Below are 14,730 nucleotides of genomic sequence, written 5' to 3' on the forward strand. Positions count from 1 at the left end.
GGCGGCCCGCCCCTCCCGGAGGAGGTACTCCGCATGACCGTGACCGAACAGCTGCCACCCGACCTCGCGGCCGGCGGCGGCCCCCTGCGCACCCTGCTGCGGCTGCGCCCGGAGGTCGTCGTCACCGCCCAGGGCGACGACCTCGAACTCAGCCACCCCTGGGGCCGCCAGCGGGTGCACGCCCTCGGCGCCGACACCGTCGAACGCCTCGCCGAACTCACCCGTACCGAGGTCGACCTCGACGAACTCCCCGCCGGCGGCAGGCTGCTGCACCTGCTGCGGCGCTTCCCGTACCTGGTCACCACCACCCTCGCCGACCCGCTCGGCGTGCCACTGGCCACCGCCGTGCCGATCGCCCGCTCGGCCGGCCTGCCCGGGCTCACCCGGTCCGCCGACACCGCGGTCCTCTCCCGCTTCGCCTACCTGCGCCGACTGCCCGAGGAGCACGCCGGGGCGTGCGTCCTCGAGTCGCCGATGGCGCCGTTCCGGCTCACCCTGCACCGCCCGGCCGCGGGCGCCTTCGTGGCGGCCGTCACCGCCTCCCGCTCGGTGGAGGAGGCGGCACTGCTGGCCGGCCTCGCCCCAGCGGCCGGGCGGTCGCTCGCCGGGCTGCTCGCCGGGGCCGGCTTCCTGGACGACACCGCGCAGGGCGAGCCCCCGCTCTGGGACTTCCACGACCTGCTCTTCCACGCCCGCAGCCGCCCCGGCCGGCACGACTACCCCAGCGGCGGCGTCTTCGCCCACCCCGAGGCCGCCCAGCTGCCGGCGATCCCGGGCACCGGCCCGCGCGAGGAGGGCACCGGCATCGACCTGCCCGTCCCCGACTGGGACGAGGTGCTGGCCCGCGACCCGGCCCTCTCCGAGGTGCTGGAGGGACGCCGCTCGGTGCGGACGTACGCCGAGACCCCGGTCACCCTCGACCAGCTCGGTGAACTCCTCTACCGGGTGGCCCGGGTGCGGCGGGTGATCCCCGGCGACCCGGCCGACCCGCACGGCTACGACATCGTCGACCGCCCCTACCCGGCCGGCGGCGCCACCGGCGAACTGGAGGTCTACCTCTCGGTGGTGCGGTGCGACGGCCTGGTGCCGGGCGTCTACCGGTACGACGCGGCGGCGCACCGGCTGCGGCCCCGGCCGTTCTCCGGACCGGGCGACGAGGCGGCCTTCCGCGAACTGATGACCGCCGCCTGGCGGGCGACCGGCTGCAGCGTCGACCCGCAGGTCCTCCTGACGGTGACCTCGCGGTTCGGCCGGCTCTCCTGGAAGTACAGCCAGATCGCGTACGCGCTGACGCTCAAGCACGTCGGCGTGGTCTACCAGACGCTCTACCTGGTGGCGACGGCCATGGGGCTGGCCCCCTGCGGGCTCGGCTCCGGCGACACCGACGCAGCCGCCCGGGCCCTCGGCCTGGACTGGACGGCCGAGTCCTCCGTCGGCGAATTCCTGATCGGCAGCCGCCCGGCCGACATCCCCCGCACCGCCCACGGCTTCGCCGACATGGTCCCCCAGGCCCGGGGATAACCCCGAGGGGCCCAAGGCCAACCCCAAGGGGCGCGGGGAACTGCGCAACTCGGAGAAGGTGCACCTGTCGAGTCGGGCCGACCCCGTTTCGGGTCGGCGCGATTCCGGCAGGTGGACCACATCCGAATTGCGCAGTTCCCCGCGCCCCTGATCGGTTACCCCGTGCTGTGTTCCAAGTGTCAGAGCCAGCCGCGTTCGCGGGCGATGCGGATGGCGTCGCAGCGGTTGCGGGCCCGGGTCTTGGCGATGGCTGCGGAGACGTAGTTGCGGACGGTGCCGGGGGAGAGCGAGAGTGCGGCGGCGACCTCGTTGATGGTGGAGCCGTCCGCGATGTGCCCGAGCACGGTGACCTCGCGCGGGGTGAGCGGCGACGTGCCGCCCCCGCGGACCGCGTCGACCACCAGCCGCGGGTCGTACACCCGCCCGCCGCGGGCGAGTTCGCGGACGGCGGAGATCAGTGCGGCCGGCGGCACGTCCTTGAGCAGGACGCCGGCCACCCCGTCGGCGACTGCGCGCTGCAGGTCGGCGGTGCGCGGTTGTGCGGTGAGCAGGAGGACGGCGGTGGCCGGCGCCCGGTCGCGGATCAGGGCGGCGGTGGCGCTGCCGCCGGGCCCGGGGAGGTCGGGGTCGAGGACGGCGACGGCGGGCCTGGTCCTGGCGGCCTCCTCGGCGGCCTCTTCGGCGGTGGGGGATTCGGCGACCACGGCGAGGTCGCTCTCCCGGTCGAGCAGGGCGCCGAGCCCGCTGCGGAACAGGTGGTGTCCGTCGGCGAGCAGGACGCGGACGGCGGCGGTGCCGCCGGTGGCGGTGGGGGCCGCCGGGTGGAGCGGGCTTTCCAGGAGGGTGGTCATCCGGCTACCTCGTGGGCGTCGACGTCTCGGTCTGCGGGGTCGTCCGGCCGGCCGGGTTGCGGGGGCCGGCGCCGTGGTGCGGGGCCGGTGGATTCGGCTCAGCCCCAGCCCCAGGTGTCCTGGTGGCCGGTGGGCAGCGGGGGGAGCGGGGTGGGGGTGGACGTGGGCCCGGACGAGGTGCCGCCGTCGGCCCGGAGGCCTGCCGACCCGCTGCCGTCGGTCTGTGCGGTGGCGGCGACGCCGGTCAGAACACCGAGACCCAGAGCGACAATCGTGATGAAACGGACCTTCTGCGTCATGGGGATGCCCGATCCTCTCGCGTTCGACTGGACCCCGGGCTGCCTCCGGGGTCGTGTGGTGTCCACTGGCGGGTGACGGGTGGCCGGTGCCGGGCCCCGTGGGGGCTGCTGTCCCGGCTGCCGGTCCGTCGTTCCGCCGACACCATGAGAGTGGCCGCTCCGGCCGGTCCGTGTCAGCAGTCGGAGCTGGCACCAGAGTGCCGTGACACCCTGAGGCCAGCTCGGCCGGCCGCCCGGCGGCGGGTGCGGGGGGCGCTCAGGGGCGGCTGGGCAGGCCGTGCAGGCCCAGTGCGAACCAGGAGTCGGCCTCGCAGGAGCGCAGCTCCCAGCCGCTCAGTTCGCCTTCCTCTCCGACGAGTTCGCCGCAGGCGTCGCGCAGCCGGTCCTCGGCCTCGAGCAGCGAGCGGGCGGCGACGAACACCACCGCGTCCAGCGAGTCCGCGGACTGCCGGATGCGGGCGTGGCTCAGCCGGGCGGGTGCCCGGAGCCCTCGCTCGAGTCCGGCCCGCACGGCGGGTGCCACCGGTGCGCGGAGCGGCCGGCCGCCCCGCGCCTCCAGGTGGACGCGGATCGCATACACGGCCTCCAGACTGACGGATGTACAACAGTCTTGGCGGTCTGGACCGGTGTCAGATCTTCGCCAGGCAGCAAGATGCCACGGCCGGTTCGGCGCGGGTCGGGCCCCGCCACCGTGGAGAATGCGCGACGGGGGTTCCGTCCCGTTCACAGTTCATCCATCGGACCGCCGGGATTGCTCGCAAGAGTGTTCTGTGTTCCTCCGTGTGGCGATATGCTCACGCCCTGTCGGAACAGCCGGTCGACCCGCTCTCAGGAGGGTGTGATGGTGTTCGCACTTCTGGTGGCGTGCTGTTGAGCGGGGCTGTGCCGATCGGCCTCGACCCGTTCGGCGAAGCGGTCTACCGCACCATGCTCCTGCACCCGGAGCTGGACACGCGGGGCATCGCGGAGCGCCTGGAGTCCGACGAGTCCGAGGTGCGGGCCGCGCTCGACCGCCTGGCCGACCTCGCCCTCACCAGACCCACCGGCTCCTCGGACCGCTGGCGCGCCGTCAATCCCGAACTCGGCCTGGCGACCTTACTCGCCCGGCAGGAGGCCGAGGCCGCCCGCCGCCAGCAGGAGATCGAACGCAGCCGTGCCGCGATGGCCGGCCTGATCGCCGAGTACGCCAGCGTCCACGCGCCGGCCAACCAGCCCGGCATCGAACTGATCAGCAGTCTCGACGAGGTGCGCGACCGCCTCGTCCAGCTCGCCTCCGACGCCGCCGCCGAGGTGCTCTCCTTCGCCCCGGGCGGCCCGCAGCCGCCGCAGGTCATGGAGGCCAGCCGGGTGCTCGACCAGGAGACCCTGGAGCGCGGGGTGCGGATGCGCACCGTCTACCAGGACAGCGTCCGCAACGACCCGGCCACCGTGCAGTACGCCCGCTGGCTGCACGGCCTCGGCGGAGCCGTCCGCACGATGCCCACGCTGCCGCTGCGGATGATCCTGGTCGACAACGCCACCGCCATCGTCCCGATCGACCCGGAGGACCCGCGCAAGGGCGCGGTGCTGCTGCGCAGCCCCGGGGTGATCGCGGCCCTGCGGGCCCTGTTCGAGCAGATGTGGGAGCAGGCCAGGCCGCTCGGCGAGAGCGTCCAGCGGGACCCGCGCGGCCTCACCGCCCAGGAACGCGAGCTGCTGCGGCTGCTCGCCGAGGGCCTCACCGACGAGCGGGCCGGCCAGCGCCTCGGCGTCTCGCTGCGCACGGTGCGCCGGATGATGGCCGACCTGATGGTGCGGATGGACGCGCGCAGCCGCTTCCAGGCCGGTATCCAGGTCGCAGCCCTGGGCTGGCTGGGCGAGGCCTCGGCGCGCTGACTCGTCGTCAGCCGGGCACCGGCCGGGCGTCGGTTGCATTCCGCAGGCGCCGGTGGGCGGCGCGGTCGAAGTCCCCGGCCAGCGGTGCGAGGACGGTGGCGGCGGAGAGGGCGACCGCCTCGGCGAGCATCCCGGGCCAGTCGGTGCCGGCGAGCAGCCCGGCCGCGAGTGCGGCCACCACGGCGTCGCCGGCGCCGGTCGGGTTCCCGGTGGCGGCCTCGGGCGGTGCGCAGCGCCAGGCGCCCGTGCCGGTGAGGGCGTACAGCCCGTCCGGGCCGAGCGAGGCGACCACGGCGCCGGCGCCGCGGCGGCGCAGCTCGGCCGCGGCGGCGGGCACGTCGGCGCTGCCGGTGGCGGCGCGGAGTTCCGCGGCATTGGGCTTGACCACGGTGGGCCCGGCCGCGAGGGCGGCGGTCAGCGCGGGCCCGTCGGCGTCCAGGACGGTCGGTGTGCCGCGGCGGCGGGCGAGGGCGACGAGTTCGGCGTAGGCGTCCTCGGGGCAGCCGGGCGGGAGGCTGCCGGAGAGCACCAGCACCCCGGCCGAGGGCAGCGCCTCGTCGACGGCGGAGACCAGGTGCCGCCATTCGCCGGGGGTGAGCGGCGGGCCCGGCTCGTTGAACAGGGTGGCGTCGGACGGGTCGGCGACCGCGACGGTGCGCCGGGTGTCGCCGGCTATCGGCACCGCCCGGTGGGGCAGCCCGGCGGCGGCCAGGTCGGCCGCGACGGTGGCGCCGGTGGGGCCGCCGAGCGGCAGCACCGAGACCGCCCGGTGCCCCAGGGCGGTGAGCACCCGGGCCACGTTGACGCCCTTGCCGCCGGCCCGGGAGGCGACCGCGCCGACCCGGTGGGTGGTGTGCGGCCGCAGCGCCCGCACGCTGTAGGTGATGTCCAGGGCCGGATTGGGTGTGACGACCAGCAGCACGGTCGGTGCCCCTCGATCTGCGTGACTCTGCTCGGAACATGCTTCTATCGAGCAGACTCAAGCACACTACTTGAGCAGGCGGGAGAGCCTGCGGTCGGCCAGGATCCGGCCGCCGGTCTGGCAGGTGGGGCAGTACTGCAGCGAGGAGTCCACGAAATCGACCGACCGCACGGTGTCCCCGCAGACCGGGCAGGTCTCGCCGGCCCGGCCGTGCACCGCGAGGCCGGCCTTCTTCTCGGCCTTCAGGCCGTCCGCGGGCACCGCCCGGGCGTGCTCCAGCGCCTCGCCGAGCACCGCCCGCAGCGCCGCGTGCAGGGCGGCCGTCTGCCCCGGCCTCAGCGAGGCGGCCAGTGCGTAGGGCGAGAGCCGGGCCCGGTGCAGGATCTCGTCCGAGTAGGCGTTGCCGACCCCGGCCAGCACCGCCTGGTCGGTGAGGAAGGTCTTCAGCCGCTGCCGGGCCCCGGAGGCCAGCCGGGCCAGCTCCTCCCCGGTGACGGCCAGGGCGTCGGGCCCGAGCCGGGCGATGCCGGGCACCCGGGCCGGGTCGGCGACCACGTACGCGGCCAGCCGCTTGGTGGTGCCCTGCTCGGTGACGTCGAAACCGGAGCCGTCGTCGAGCACCAGGCGCAGCGCCAGCGGGCCGCGCCTGCTCGGCGGCTTCGCCGGGAAGGACGCCCGGCGGTGCACCCAGCCGGCCCGGGCGAGGTGCAGCACCAGGTGCGGCCCGCCGTCGGCGGTGAGGTCGAGGAACTTGCCGTGCCGCCCGACCCCGGCCACCGCGCGGTCGTGGAGGGCCTGCGGCGGCGGGTCGAAGGTCTTCAGGACCTGCACCGACAGCACGTCGACGCGGGCCACCGAGCGGCCCGCGCAGGCCTCGGCCATGCGCTCCGCGAGCGCCTGCACCTCCGGAAGTTCGGGCACGCCCCCAGTCTGGCCGGGGCCGGCCCGCCCGGCCATCGCATCCCCCGCAGGGGTGGCCGGGCTCCTCGCGGCCGCCCGGCGCCGGTATCGTACGGGCGTCATCGCATCACCCAGAAGGAGCACCTGCCGAGATGGACATCGAGAAGGCCAAGACGACGTTCGCGCGCTTCGACGTGAACGGGGACGGATTCATCTCGCCGGAGGAGTACTCCAAGGTCATGGCCGAGATGGGCGACCCGTACGTGACCGTTCCGGTGGCCCAGGCCGTCATCGCCAAGGCCGACACCAGCAAGGACGGTCTCCTGAACTGGGACGAGTTCTGGACGATCCAGCAGGGCTGACCGCCGGCCGCGGGCCCGGCCGCCGAGGGACGACCCCGGCGGCCGGGCCCGCGGCGTTCCGTCACACCCGCAGCAGCCGGCCCAGGCCCTCCCGGGTCGCCGCGACGACCACCAGGTCGCCGGCGCCCAGCACGTGATCGGCGGGCGGGTTCCAGCGGAGTTCCGGGCGGGCCCGGTAGACCAGGCCGAGGTCGCGGGCGCGCCGGGAGGGCTCGGCGATGTCCAGCGCGAGCACCTGCCAGGCGCCGGGGCGGTGTGCCGCGGAGACCGTCCGCCCGGCCAGCTCCGGGTGGTCGCCCACGTCGACCGCCGCGACCAGCAGCACCTGCCGGCCGACCGCGATCGCGCCGAGCACCTCGCGGCCCATCATCGCCGAGGCGAACGCCGGTGCGGACAGGAACGACACGCTGTGGCTGCGGGTCTCCGCGTCCGGGTACGAGTCGCGCAGCGCCCGGTAGACGTCCCCGGCGAAGTCGTCGTCGAACAGGCCCATCACCACCCGCAGCGCCGGATTGCACTCGCGGGCGGAGAGCGCCGCCTCCAGGTTGGTCGAGTCGTTGCTGGTGAGCGCCAGCATGGCGCGGGCCCGGCCGACCCGGGCGGCCTCCAGGACGCCCTCCTGGGTGGCGTCGCCGAGCACCACCGGCACCCCGTAGGCGCGGGCCCTGGCCACCCCGCGGGCGGTCGGGTCGCTCTCCACGCAGACCACCGGCAGGTCCAGCTCGCGCAGCCGGTCCAGCACCCGGCTGCCGACCCGGCCGAGCCCCAGCAGCACCACGTGCCCGGAGATGCCGCGCGGCGGCCGCCGCAGCGCCGAGGCGGCCCGGAAGGTGCCGAGCGCCTCCAGGGTGAGCGCGGTCAGCAGCGGCATCAGCAGCAGCCCGCTGAGTGCGGTGAGGATCTGCAGCACCTTGCGGGCCGGGGTGTCGGCGGTGGCCGGGTCGGCGATCGCGATCACGTCCAGCACCGCGAGGTAGGCGGTGTGCAGCGGGTTCTCGCCGGTGAGGGCCGAGGTGAGGCCGGCGAACAGGGCGAGCAGAGCGGCCAGTGAGGCGAGGGCGACCCGCAGCCGACGGGAGAACAGCGCGGCGATCGGCAGCGCGGACAGGCCGGGCAGCCGCCGCCGCGCCCGGTGCTCCTCGGGCACCCCGAGGAGTTCCAGGACGAGTCGCCGGCCGCCCTCCGGCAGGGCCTCCTCCGGGCCGGGCAGCAGCACCGCCGGACGGCCCCGCAGGCCGTCCGGCAGCAGTGCCAGGGTGGCCAGCTCGGTGCCCTGGGGCCGTTCGCCCGCGGGGAGTTCGGCGGCGCGCAGCAGCCGGCCGTCCACGTGCACCACGGCCGGGTGGCCGGCGACGGCGGCGGAGACCAGCGCGGGAGCGGCGGTGGCCGATGTGGACAGCACGGTGGTGGACGCCTCCGGCACGGCCGCGCCCTCCGCAGTGCGGGCGGCGGCGGCCCGGTCCAGCAGCTGGCCGACCCGCTTGCCGAGCCGGCGGTTGTAGACCCGCAGCACCAGCCGGACACCGGGGTTGAGCCGGCGGGCGCGCAACGCGGCCTGCACATTGGCCTGGTCGTCCGAGCCGGTCAGGGCGAGCGCCGCGGCCTCCCGGACACCGGCCTCGGCCAGCACGGCGGTGCTGGGCTCGGCGGCCTCCACCACCCGTACCGGCAGGCGCCGTTCGGCGGCCAGTGCGGCGATCTGCGGGCTCTGCCCCTCCTGCAGGGAGCGCACCACCACGGTGACCCGCCGCCCGTACAGGGTGGTGAGTTCCACGGCCAGCCGGAAGGCCAGGGTGTCCTGGCCGCAGACGATCATGTGCCCGCCCTCCTCCGCCCGCGGGGAGGGCTCGGCCGGGGCGGTCTGTTCGGTCGGCGCGCCCGGTGCCGCCGCGGCGGGCGGGGACGGCTGGGCGGGGACGGGCCCGAGGGTGGTGGACATGCCGCCATCCTGCCAAGACCGTGACCGTAACGCGATCTTCCTGCAGCCGCGTTGATGATTCGTCACGTTCGCACTGGTTGGTACCCTCGGACGTCTCCGAGGGGACGGGAGCGGGCATGGACGCGACGATGGTGCCGGTGGTCGTGCTGGTGGCGGCGGCATTGCACGCGGTGTGGAACGCCCTGGCCCACGCCCTCCCCGACAAGGTGGTCGGCTTCGCGCTGATCAACGCGGCCTTCCTGGCCGGCGGCGTCCTGCTGGCCTGCCTCGCCCCGCTGCCCGACGCCCGCGCCTGGCCCTACCTGGCCGCCTCGGCCGTCCTCCAGGTGCTCTACCAGCTGTTGCTCCTGCAGGCCTACCGGCTCGGCGACTTCGGCCAGATGTACCCGCTGGCCAGGGGCACCGCCCCCTGGCTGGTGGCCGCGCTGTCCGTCCTGGTGCTGGGCCGGCCGCTCGGCACCGCGCAGTGGGCCGGGGTGCTGGTGATCTCGGTCGGCCTGGCCGGGCTGGCGTTCGCCGACGGTGTGCCGGGCCGCGGGCAGCTGCCCGCCGTCGCGGCGGCCCTCGGCACCGGCGCCATGATCGCCGGGTACACCGTGGTCGACGGGACGGGCGTGCGCACCTCCAACACCGTTCTCGGCTACATCGCCTGGCTGTTCGTCCTGCAGGGCGCCGGGATGCTGCTGACCGCGGTGGTGCTGCGCGGCCCCTCGCTGTTCTGCCAGCCGGGCCCCGGCTGGGTGCAGGGGGTGGCCGGCGGGGTGCTCTCGCTGACCGCCTACGGCCTGGTGGTGTGGGCCCAGGCGCACGGCGACCTGGCGACGATCGCCGCCCTGCGGGAGACCAGCATCCTGATCGCCGCACTGATCGGCGCGCTGGTCTTCCGCGAGCGCCTCGGCGCAGCCCGGATGGCCGCCGGGGCAGTGGTGGTGGCAGGCATCGCCGTCCTCCAACTCGCCCCGCTCTAGGGCTTGTCTGACAATTCCCGCCGCGCACACGACGCCGGATCATCCCGCCTGGACGTGCCGCCGCATCGCCCGAGTACGTCCAGTACGAGGCCGATACGGCGGCACGCCCAGCCGGGCGCCCGACGCCGCGTGCCAATACGACGCGAATTGTCAGACAAGCCCTAGGGAGAGTCCTCAAGGCACAGAGGTGTGCCCCCCTGAGTGGTCACCCAAGTGCCCTTGAGGACAGGCCGTGGGAACCGCCGCGCCGGTCAGGCCGACTGCCCCGCTGCCGCCAGCGCTCCGCTGCGGACGCGGTCCAGCAGGGCCAGCAGCACCTCCTTGCTGGAGGCCCGCTCGCGGACGTCGCAGAGCACCACCGGCACCGACTCGTCCAGGTCGAGTGCGGCGCGGACGTCCTCGGCGGTCGCCTCCCGGCGGCCGTGGAAGCAGTTGACGCCGACCGCGAACGGCACCCCGCGCTGCTCGAAGTAGTCGACCGCGGCGAAGCTGGACTCCAGCCGCCGGGTGTCCGCGAGGACGATCGCACCGAGCGCGCCCAGCGCCAGGTCGTCCCACATGAACCAGAAGCGGAACTGCCCGGGCGTGCCGAAGAGGTAGAGCACCAGGTCGTCGCGGAGGGTGATCCGGCCGAAGTCCATGGCGACCGTGGTGGTGGCCTTGTCGCGGATGCCGTCCAGGTTGTCCACGCCGACGCTGGCCTGGGTGATCCGCTCCTCGGTCGACAGCGGTTCGATCTCGCTGACCGAGCCGACCATGGTGGTCTTGCCCACGCCGAAACCGCCCGCCACCAGGATCTTGACCGCCCCGGGGACCAGGCTCTGGGTCATCGTGCTTGCTCCTCAGCTGTTCTCAGAGATTGCGCACACCGTCTATGACGGCCTGGACGAGGGCCAGGTCGGGCACCTCGGCCAGCGGTACCGGCGCCCGCGTGATGATCAGCGCGGCGTCGGCGAGATCGCCCAGCAGCACCTTGACCACGCTCACCGGCAGGTCGAGCTGGGCGGCGATCTCGGCCACCGCGAGCGGACGTTCCCGGCACATGGCCAGGATCGCGGCCGGCTCGGGGGCCAGCCGGGCGGTGTCGGCCCGCGGGTCGGTGGTCACCACCAGGGTGATCAGCGAGTACTCAGTGCGGCCCGACTCGGTCCGCCCGCCGGTGATCGCGTAAGGGCGGACGAGGTGCCCCGCCTCCCGGTCGAACCAGGCCTCCTCGGGGGTCACGCAAGGTCACCCGCCCGCTCCCGGCCGGCATCGCTGCGCGGCGCGGCGGTGAGGTACGCACCGACCTGTTTGACCAGCATGTTGATCTCGTACGCCATCAGGCCGGCGTCGACCGCCTCGGAGGTGAGCACGGCGAGACGGGCGCCCTGGCCCGCGGTGGTGACGAAGAGGAACAGGTGGTCCATCTCGATCACGGTCTGCCGGACGCGGCCGCCGTCGAAGCGCTGGCCGGCGCCGCGGGCGAGGCTCTGCAGGCCGGAGGCGACGGCGGACAGGTGCTCGCCGTCGGCGCGGTCGAGGTTCTTGTCCATGCCGACCAGCAGGCCGTCCTCGGACAGCACCACGGCGTGCCGGGTCTCCGGTACCCGGGAGACCAACTCGTCCAGCAGCCAGTTGAGGTCGCGCTGGGTTTCGGTGGGCTGGGTCGTCATCAGGGCTGGTCCTCGCGAGCAGGGGCGTGGTCGGGTGCGTGGTCGGGCTCGGCGGCCGCGGGGGGCTGCGGCTGCGGTGCGGAGTCGCGGGCGGTGCGGGTGCCGCGCTGGATGGCGGCCATGGTGGCGCGCGAGCGCTGCGGCGAGGGGTCGTCGTCGGGTGCCGGGCGGGCCGGCCGGGGGATCGCCGTGCCGGCGGCGGGGGTGCGCTCGGCGGCGGCCGCCTCCCGGAGCTGGTCGGCCAGGCTGGCGTTGCGCACCCGCTTGGGCAGCACCTTCGGCGTGCGCAGCTCGCCGTCGGCCGTGAGCTCCTGCGGGTCCTGCAGCTCCTGGACGTCAGGCACCTGCATCGGGGCCGGGGCGGCGGGGGCCGCGGGCCGGAAGGCGGGTGCGGCGGGCAGCGCGGGGGCCTCGGGCCGCCGGGTCGGCAGCTGCAGCGGCTCGGGCGCGGCCTCGTGGACGGGCTGCTCGGCCGGCTCGGCGAACAGTGCGGGTGCGGCCGGTGCGGTCGGGCGGTGGAAGGGCGTCGCGGAGACCACGGCGCCCGGCAGTCCGGGGATCGGCGCCCCGGCGGTGAGCCCGCCGCCCTGTCCGCCGGACGGCCCGGCGCCCTGCTCGGCCACCCGGGCGCCGAACGGCAGCCCCGGGAAGCCGGCCGGGGCCGGTGCGGCCTCCAGCAGCGCGGCGGGCAGCAGCACCACGGCCCGGGTGCCGCCGTACGGGGAGGGCCGCAGGGTGACCTGGACGTCGTGCCGGGCGGCGAGCCGGGAGACCACGAACAGGCCCAGCCGCAGGTCGTCGCCGAGCGCGGCGACGTCCAGCTCGGGCGGGTCGGCGAGGTAGGCGTTCAGCCGCTCGTACTCCTCCTCGGACATGCCGAGGCCGCGGTCCTCGACCTCGACGGCGAGGCCCTTGGGGACCTCCTGCGCCGAGACCAGGACCTGGGTGTACGGCGGCGAGAAGGTGGTGCCGTTCTCGATCAGCTCGGCGACCAGGTGGATGACGTCGGCGACGGCCTGCCCGCTGAGCGCGGTGCGCGGCACGCCCTGGACGGCGACCCGGGCGTAGTTCTCGGTCTCGGAGACCGCCGAGCGCAGCACGTTGACCATCGGCACGGCGTTGCGCCAGCGGCGGGCCGGCAGCGCACCGCCGAGGATGACCAGGTTCTCGGCGTTGCGCCGCATCCGGGTCGCCAGGTGGTCGACCGCGAACAGCTCCTTGAGCAGCTCCGGCTCCTCGTGCTGGCGCTCCAGCTCGTCCAGCATGGTGATCTGGCGGTGGATCAGGATCTGGGTGCGGCGCGCGATGTTGAGGAAGACCTTCTTGGTGCCCTCGCGGCTCTGCGCCTGCTGGACGATCGCGGCGACGGCGGTGCGCCGGACGGCGTCCACCGCCTCGGCGACCTGCTGGATCTCGTCCCCGCCGGAGCGCCGGGCGGTACGGCCGTCGGCCACCGGGGCGACGGACTCGCCCGCCTCGATCTGCCGGACGACGCCGGGCAGTTCGGTCTCGGCGAGGGTGCGGGTGATCTCCCGCAGCCCGTCCACGCGGGCGGTGAGCACCCGGGCGGTGCGCCGGCCCTGGACGAGGCTCCAGGCCAGTACCCCGGCGACCGCGGCGCTGCCGAGGGCGAGCGCGAGCCGGTGGCCGCTGTTCAGCAGCAACACCCCGGCGTAGCCCCAGGCGACGGCGAGGCCGGCGCAGGGCACCAGCACCAGGGGGAGGAGGGAGGTTCGGAGCGAGCCGGTGCGGTCGGCGCGGTGGCCGGGGCGCTGGGCCGGTATGCCTGGCATCTGAGTCCTCGTGCGGGTGCAAGCGGCGTGTGCCCGTGTGGTGGAGACGGTGTGTCAAAGGCGTTGACCAGCAAGGACATCCGTTTGTTGACTGACCGTCATCAAGCGGATTCGCATGGCTGTGCCGTCGACTGCTGAACGCTACCAGCCCGGACACCCCGATGAGCAACATCATCTGACTGAAAGTGAGTTGTGCGATACGTGTTCGAGCCGCCCGGCGCCGGAGCGCCGGGCGGCCGCGGGGCGTCCGTCAGACCGCGAGCGCCTGGGGTGTCCACGCCGTGCTCGAGAGCTTGGCCAGTTCGGCGAGCTTCTCCGACCACTGCACGCCGTAGCTGCCGGCGGCGACCTGGCCGAGCCGGAGCCGCTGCACGTCGGAGGTGCCGGCGGGCGGGTAGACGTGGGTGGCGTCGCGCAGGTAGCGCTCGATCCTGAAGTCGGCCTGCAGGCCCCGGGCTGCGTGGATCTCCATGGCGTTGCGGGCCGAGTCCAGGGCGTACTCGGTGTTCACCAGCTTGGAGTTCATCAGTTCGGCGTCGCAGGGCCGGCCGAGGTCGAGCAGGTGCGCGGCGTGGTAGGCGGCCAGCCGCGCGGTCATCAGCCGGGACTGCATCTCGCCGATCTTCAGGCTGATGTTGGGGAGTTCGGTGAGCGGCTTGCCGTAGAGCGAGCGGTCCTCGGCGAAGCGCACGGTGTCCTCCACGATCGCCCGGTGGATGCCCAGGGCGACGGCGGCGAGGTTCGGCCGGCCGTAGAGGATGCTGGAGGAGTACGCCACGTCCAGGCCGGCGCCCTCGGGGCCGAGCCGGTTGTCGACCGGGATGCGGCAGTTCTCGAATATCAGCTCGCCGAAGCTGAAGCCGTGCAGGCCGCTCTGGCTGCCCGGGTCGCCGAGCCGGAAGCCGGGTGCGTCGCTGGGCACCAGGAAGGCGGACAGGCCGCGCGATCCCTTGCCGGTGCGGAACACCACGCCGTGCACGTCGCCGATGTGCGAGTTGCCGACGAACCACTTCCGGCCGTTGAGCACGTACTCGCGGCCGCGCTTGCGGGCGGTGCCGGCCATGCCGAGGACGTGGCCGCCGGACTCCGGCTCGGTGACCGCGATGGTCGGCAGCGCGCGCCCGTCGGCGAACTGGGGCAGCCACTGGCGGCGCTGCTGCTCGGAGCCGAAGTGGATCACCTTGGCGACGCCGAGCTGGGAGGCCTGGGCGATCGCGCCCATCGCGCCGCTGACCCGGGAGAGTTCCTCGATGACGACGGTCTTGGCCAGGTGGCCGAGCCCCATACCGCCGTACACCCTGGGGATGGTGACGCCGATCCACCCTCTCCGGGCGATCTCCCGGGCGAGGTCGTGCTCGATCGAGCGCTCCGCCTCCATCCTGGCGATCTGTGGCCGCACCTCCTTCTCCGCGAACTCGCGCACCTCGGCACGGAGCTGCTCGTGCCGCTCGTCGGTGAAGTAGTCCTGGCCCAGCATGGGGCGTCCTCTCGTCGGTCGGATTCGCCGCCGCCCCGTCCCCGGGCAGGGGCCGCCGCAGGGGAAGGGGTGGTCGAGTCGGCCGCCGCGCCGTTGAGGGCCGCGCGCGGATGGGCGGTCTCCCGCCCTCGGCAAGGAAACATTGTCATATGCGTCACTGCGCACCTC

15 protein-coding genes are annotated in these 14,730 nt (G+C 74.7%); 4 read left to right on the forward strand and 11 right to left on the reverse strand.

What is annotated here, in order from left to right:
* Positions 1-33 precede the first annotated feature (33 nt).
* Positions 34-1,521: a SagB family peptide dehydrogenase gene (locus tag ACQ614_RS27820; RefSeq protein WP_431681512.1), complete on the forward strand. Its 1,488-nt coding sequence runs from the start codon at positions 34-36 to the stop codon at positions 1,519-1,521.
* A gap of 179 nt (positions 1,522-1,700) precedes the next feature.
* Here ACQ614_RS27820 and ACQ614_RS27825 read toward each other — a convergent pair whose 3' ends face one another.
* The 3 genes from ACQ614_RS27825 to ACQ614_RS27835 form a co-directional block, all read right to left on the reverse strand.
* The gene (locus ACQ614_RS27825; RefSeq protein ID WP_431681514.1) at positions 1,701-2,372 is read right to left on the reverse strand and encodes a response regulator transcription factor; all 672 of its coding nucleotides are present in this window, start codon (positions 2,370-2,372) and stop codon (positions 1,701-1,703) included.
* A gap of 98 nt (positions 2,373-2,470) precedes the next feature.
* Positions 2,471-2,671, reverse strand: a complete 201-nt coding sequence (locus ACQ614_RS27830) for a hypothetical protein (protein WP_363488276.1) — start codon at positions 2,669-2,671, stop codon at positions 2,471-2,473.
* 256 nt (positions 2,672-2,927) lie between these two features.
* On the reverse strand, positions 2,928-3,251 hold the full coding sequence (locus ACQ614_RS27835) for a hypothetical protein (RefSeq protein WP_431681516.1): 324 nt from the start codon (positions 3,249-3,251) through the stop codon (positions 2,928-2,930).
* A gap of 290 nt (positions 3,252-3,541) precedes the next feature.
* Between ACQ614_RS27835 and ACQ614_RS27840 the strand changes: the two genes are divergently transcribed.
* On the forward strand, positions 3,542-4,546 hold the full coding sequence (locus tag ACQ614_RS27840; protein WP_431681517.1) for a LuxR C-terminal-related transcriptional regulator: 1,005 nt from the start codon (positions 3,542-3,544) through the stop codon (positions 4,544-4,546).
* A 7-nt stretch (positions 4,547-4,553) separates the two neighbouring features.
* Here ACQ614_RS27840 and ACQ614_RS27845 read toward each other — a convergent pair whose 3' ends face one another.
* Positions 4,554-5,468 carry a 1-phosphofructokinase family hexose kinase gene (locus tag ACQ614_RS27845; RefSeq protein ID WP_431681518.1) on the reverse strand — a complete coding sequence of 305 codons (915 nt, stop codon included), beginning with the start codon at positions 5,466-5,468 and terminating at the stop codon, positions 4,554-4,556.
* 66 nt (positions 5,469-5,534) lie between these two features.
* Positions 5,535-6,389: an Fpg/Nei family DNA glycosylase gene (locus ACQ614_RS27850; protein ID WP_431681519.1), complete on the reverse strand. Its 855-nt coding sequence runs from the start codon at positions 6,387-6,389 to the stop codon at positions 5,535-5,537.
* 131 nt (positions 6,390-6,520) lie between these two features.
* Here ACQ614_RS27850 and ACQ614_RS27855 point away from each other — a divergent pair, with 131 nt between their 5' ends.
* Positions 6,521-6,730 carry an EF-hand domain-containing protein gene (locus tag ACQ614_RS27855; protein ID WP_363488286.1) on the forward strand — a complete coding sequence of 70 codons (210 nt, stop codon included), beginning with the start codon at positions 6,521-6,523 and terminating at the stop codon, positions 6,728-6,730.
* A 61-nt stretch (positions 6,731-6,791) separates the two neighbouring features.
* Here ACQ614_RS27855 and ACQ614_RS27860 read toward each other — a convergent pair whose 3' ends face one another.
* The gene (locus ACQ614_RS27860; protein WP_431684044.1) at positions 6,792-8,546 is read right to left on the reverse strand and encodes an NAD-binding protein; all 1,755 of its coding nucleotides are present in this window, start codon (positions 8,544-8,546) and stop codon (positions 6,792-6,794) included.
* A 239-nt stretch (positions 8,547-8,785) separates the two neighbouring features.
* Between ACQ614_RS27860 and ACQ614_RS27865 the strand changes: the two genes are divergently transcribed.
* The gene (locus ACQ614_RS27865; RefSeq protein ID WP_431681520.1) at positions 8,786-9,637 is read left to right on the forward strand and encodes an EamA family transporter; all 852 of its coding nucleotides are present in this window, start codon (positions 8,786-8,788) and stop codon (positions 9,635-9,637) included.
* A 251-nt stretch (positions 9,638-9,888) separates the two neighbouring features.
* On the opposite strand, the gene ACQ614_RS27870 is transcribed toward ACQ614_RS27865, so the two are convergent.
* The 5 genes from ACQ614_RS27870 to ACQ614_RS27890 form a co-directional block, all read right to left on the reverse strand.
* Positions 9,889-10,467, reverse strand: a complete 579-nt coding sequence (locus tag ACQ614_RS27870; protein WP_431681522.1) for a GTP-binding protein — start codon at positions 10,465-10,467, stop codon at positions 9,889-9,891.
* A 22-nt stretch (positions 10,468-10,489) separates the two neighbouring features.
* On the reverse strand, positions 10,490-10,861 hold the full coding sequence (locus tag ACQ614_RS27875; RefSeq protein WP_363488294.1) for a DUF742 domain-containing protein: 372 nt from the start codon (positions 10,859-10,861) through the stop codon (positions 10,490-10,492).
* Complete coding sequence (locus tag ACQ614_RS27880) at positions 10,858-11,292, reverse strand: roadblock/LC7 domain-containing protein (RefSeq protein ID WP_363488296.1); 435 nt, start codon at positions 11,290-11,292, stop codon at positions 10,858-10,860. The genes ACQ614_RS27875 and ACQ614_RS27880 overlap by 4 nt, the downstream gene beginning before the upstream one ends.
* Positions 11,292-13,085 carry a sensor histidine kinase gene (locus ACQ614_RS27885; RefSeq protein ID WP_431681524.1) on the reverse strand — a complete coding sequence of 598 codons (1,794 nt, stop codon included), beginning with the start codon at positions 13,083-13,085 and terminating at the stop codon, positions 11,292-11,294. Before ACQ614_RS27885 ends, ACQ614_RS27880 begins: the two co-directional genes overlap by 1 nt.
* Positions 13,086-13,335: 250 nt before the next feature.
* Positions 13,336-14,562, reverse strand: a complete 1,227-nt coding sequence (locus tag ACQ614_RS27890) for an acyl-CoA dehydrogenase family protein (protein WP_431681526.1) — start codon at positions 14,560-14,562, stop codon at positions 13,336-13,338.
* Positions 14,563-14,730 lie beyond the last annotated feature (168 nt).

The organism is Kitasatospora dryopteridis (assembly GCF_050749075.1).
Lineage (GTDB): Bacteria > Actinomycetota > Actinomycetes > Streptomycetales > Streptomycetaceae > Kitasatospora.

Excerpts from the sequence above, each read along its gene's own strand:
- ACQ614_RS27885 (WP_431681524.1), bottom strand. The coding sequence starts at position 13,085 with ATGCCAGGCATACCGGCCCAGCGCCCCGGCCACCGCGCCGACCGCACC.
- ACQ614_RS27880 (WP_363488296.1), bottom strand. The coding sequence starts at position 11,292 with ATGACGACCCAGCCCACCGAAACCCAGCGCGACCTCAACTGGCTGCTG.
- ACQ614_RS27865 (WP_431681520.1), top strand. The coding sequence starts at position 8,786 with ATGGACGCGACGATGGTGCCGGTGGTCGTGCTGGTGGCGGCGGCATTG.
- ACQ614_RS27870 (WP_431681522.1), bottom strand. The coding sequence starts at position 10,467 with ATGACCCAGAGCCTGGTCCCCGGGGCGGTCAAGATCCTGGTGGCGGGC.
- ACQ614_RS27855 (WP_363488286.1), top strand. The coding sequence starts at position 6,521 with ATGGACATCGAGAAGGCCAAGACGACGTTCGCGCGCTTCGACGTGAAC.
- ACQ614_RS27830 (WP_363488276.1), bottom strand. The coding sequence starts at position 2,671 with ATGACGCAGAAGGTCCGTTTCATCACGATTGTCGCTCTGGGTCTCGGT.
- ACQ614_RS27820 (WP_431681512.1), top strand. The coding sequence starts at position 34 with ATGACCGTGACCGAACAGCTGCCACCCGACCTCGCGGCCGGCGGCGGC.
- ACQ614_RS27825 (WP_431681514.1), bottom strand. The coding sequence starts at position 2,372 with ATGACCACCCTCCTGGAAAGCCCGCTCCACCCGGCGGCCCCCACCGCC.
- ACQ614_RS27890 (WP_431681526.1), bottom strand. The coding sequence starts at position 14,562 with ATGCTGGGCCAGGACTACTTCACCGACGAGCGGCACGAGCAGCTCCGT.
- ACQ614_RS27860 (WP_431684044.1), bottom strand. The coding sequence starts at position 8,546 with ATGATCGTCTGCGGCCAGGACACCCTGGCCTTCCGGCTGGCCGTGGAA.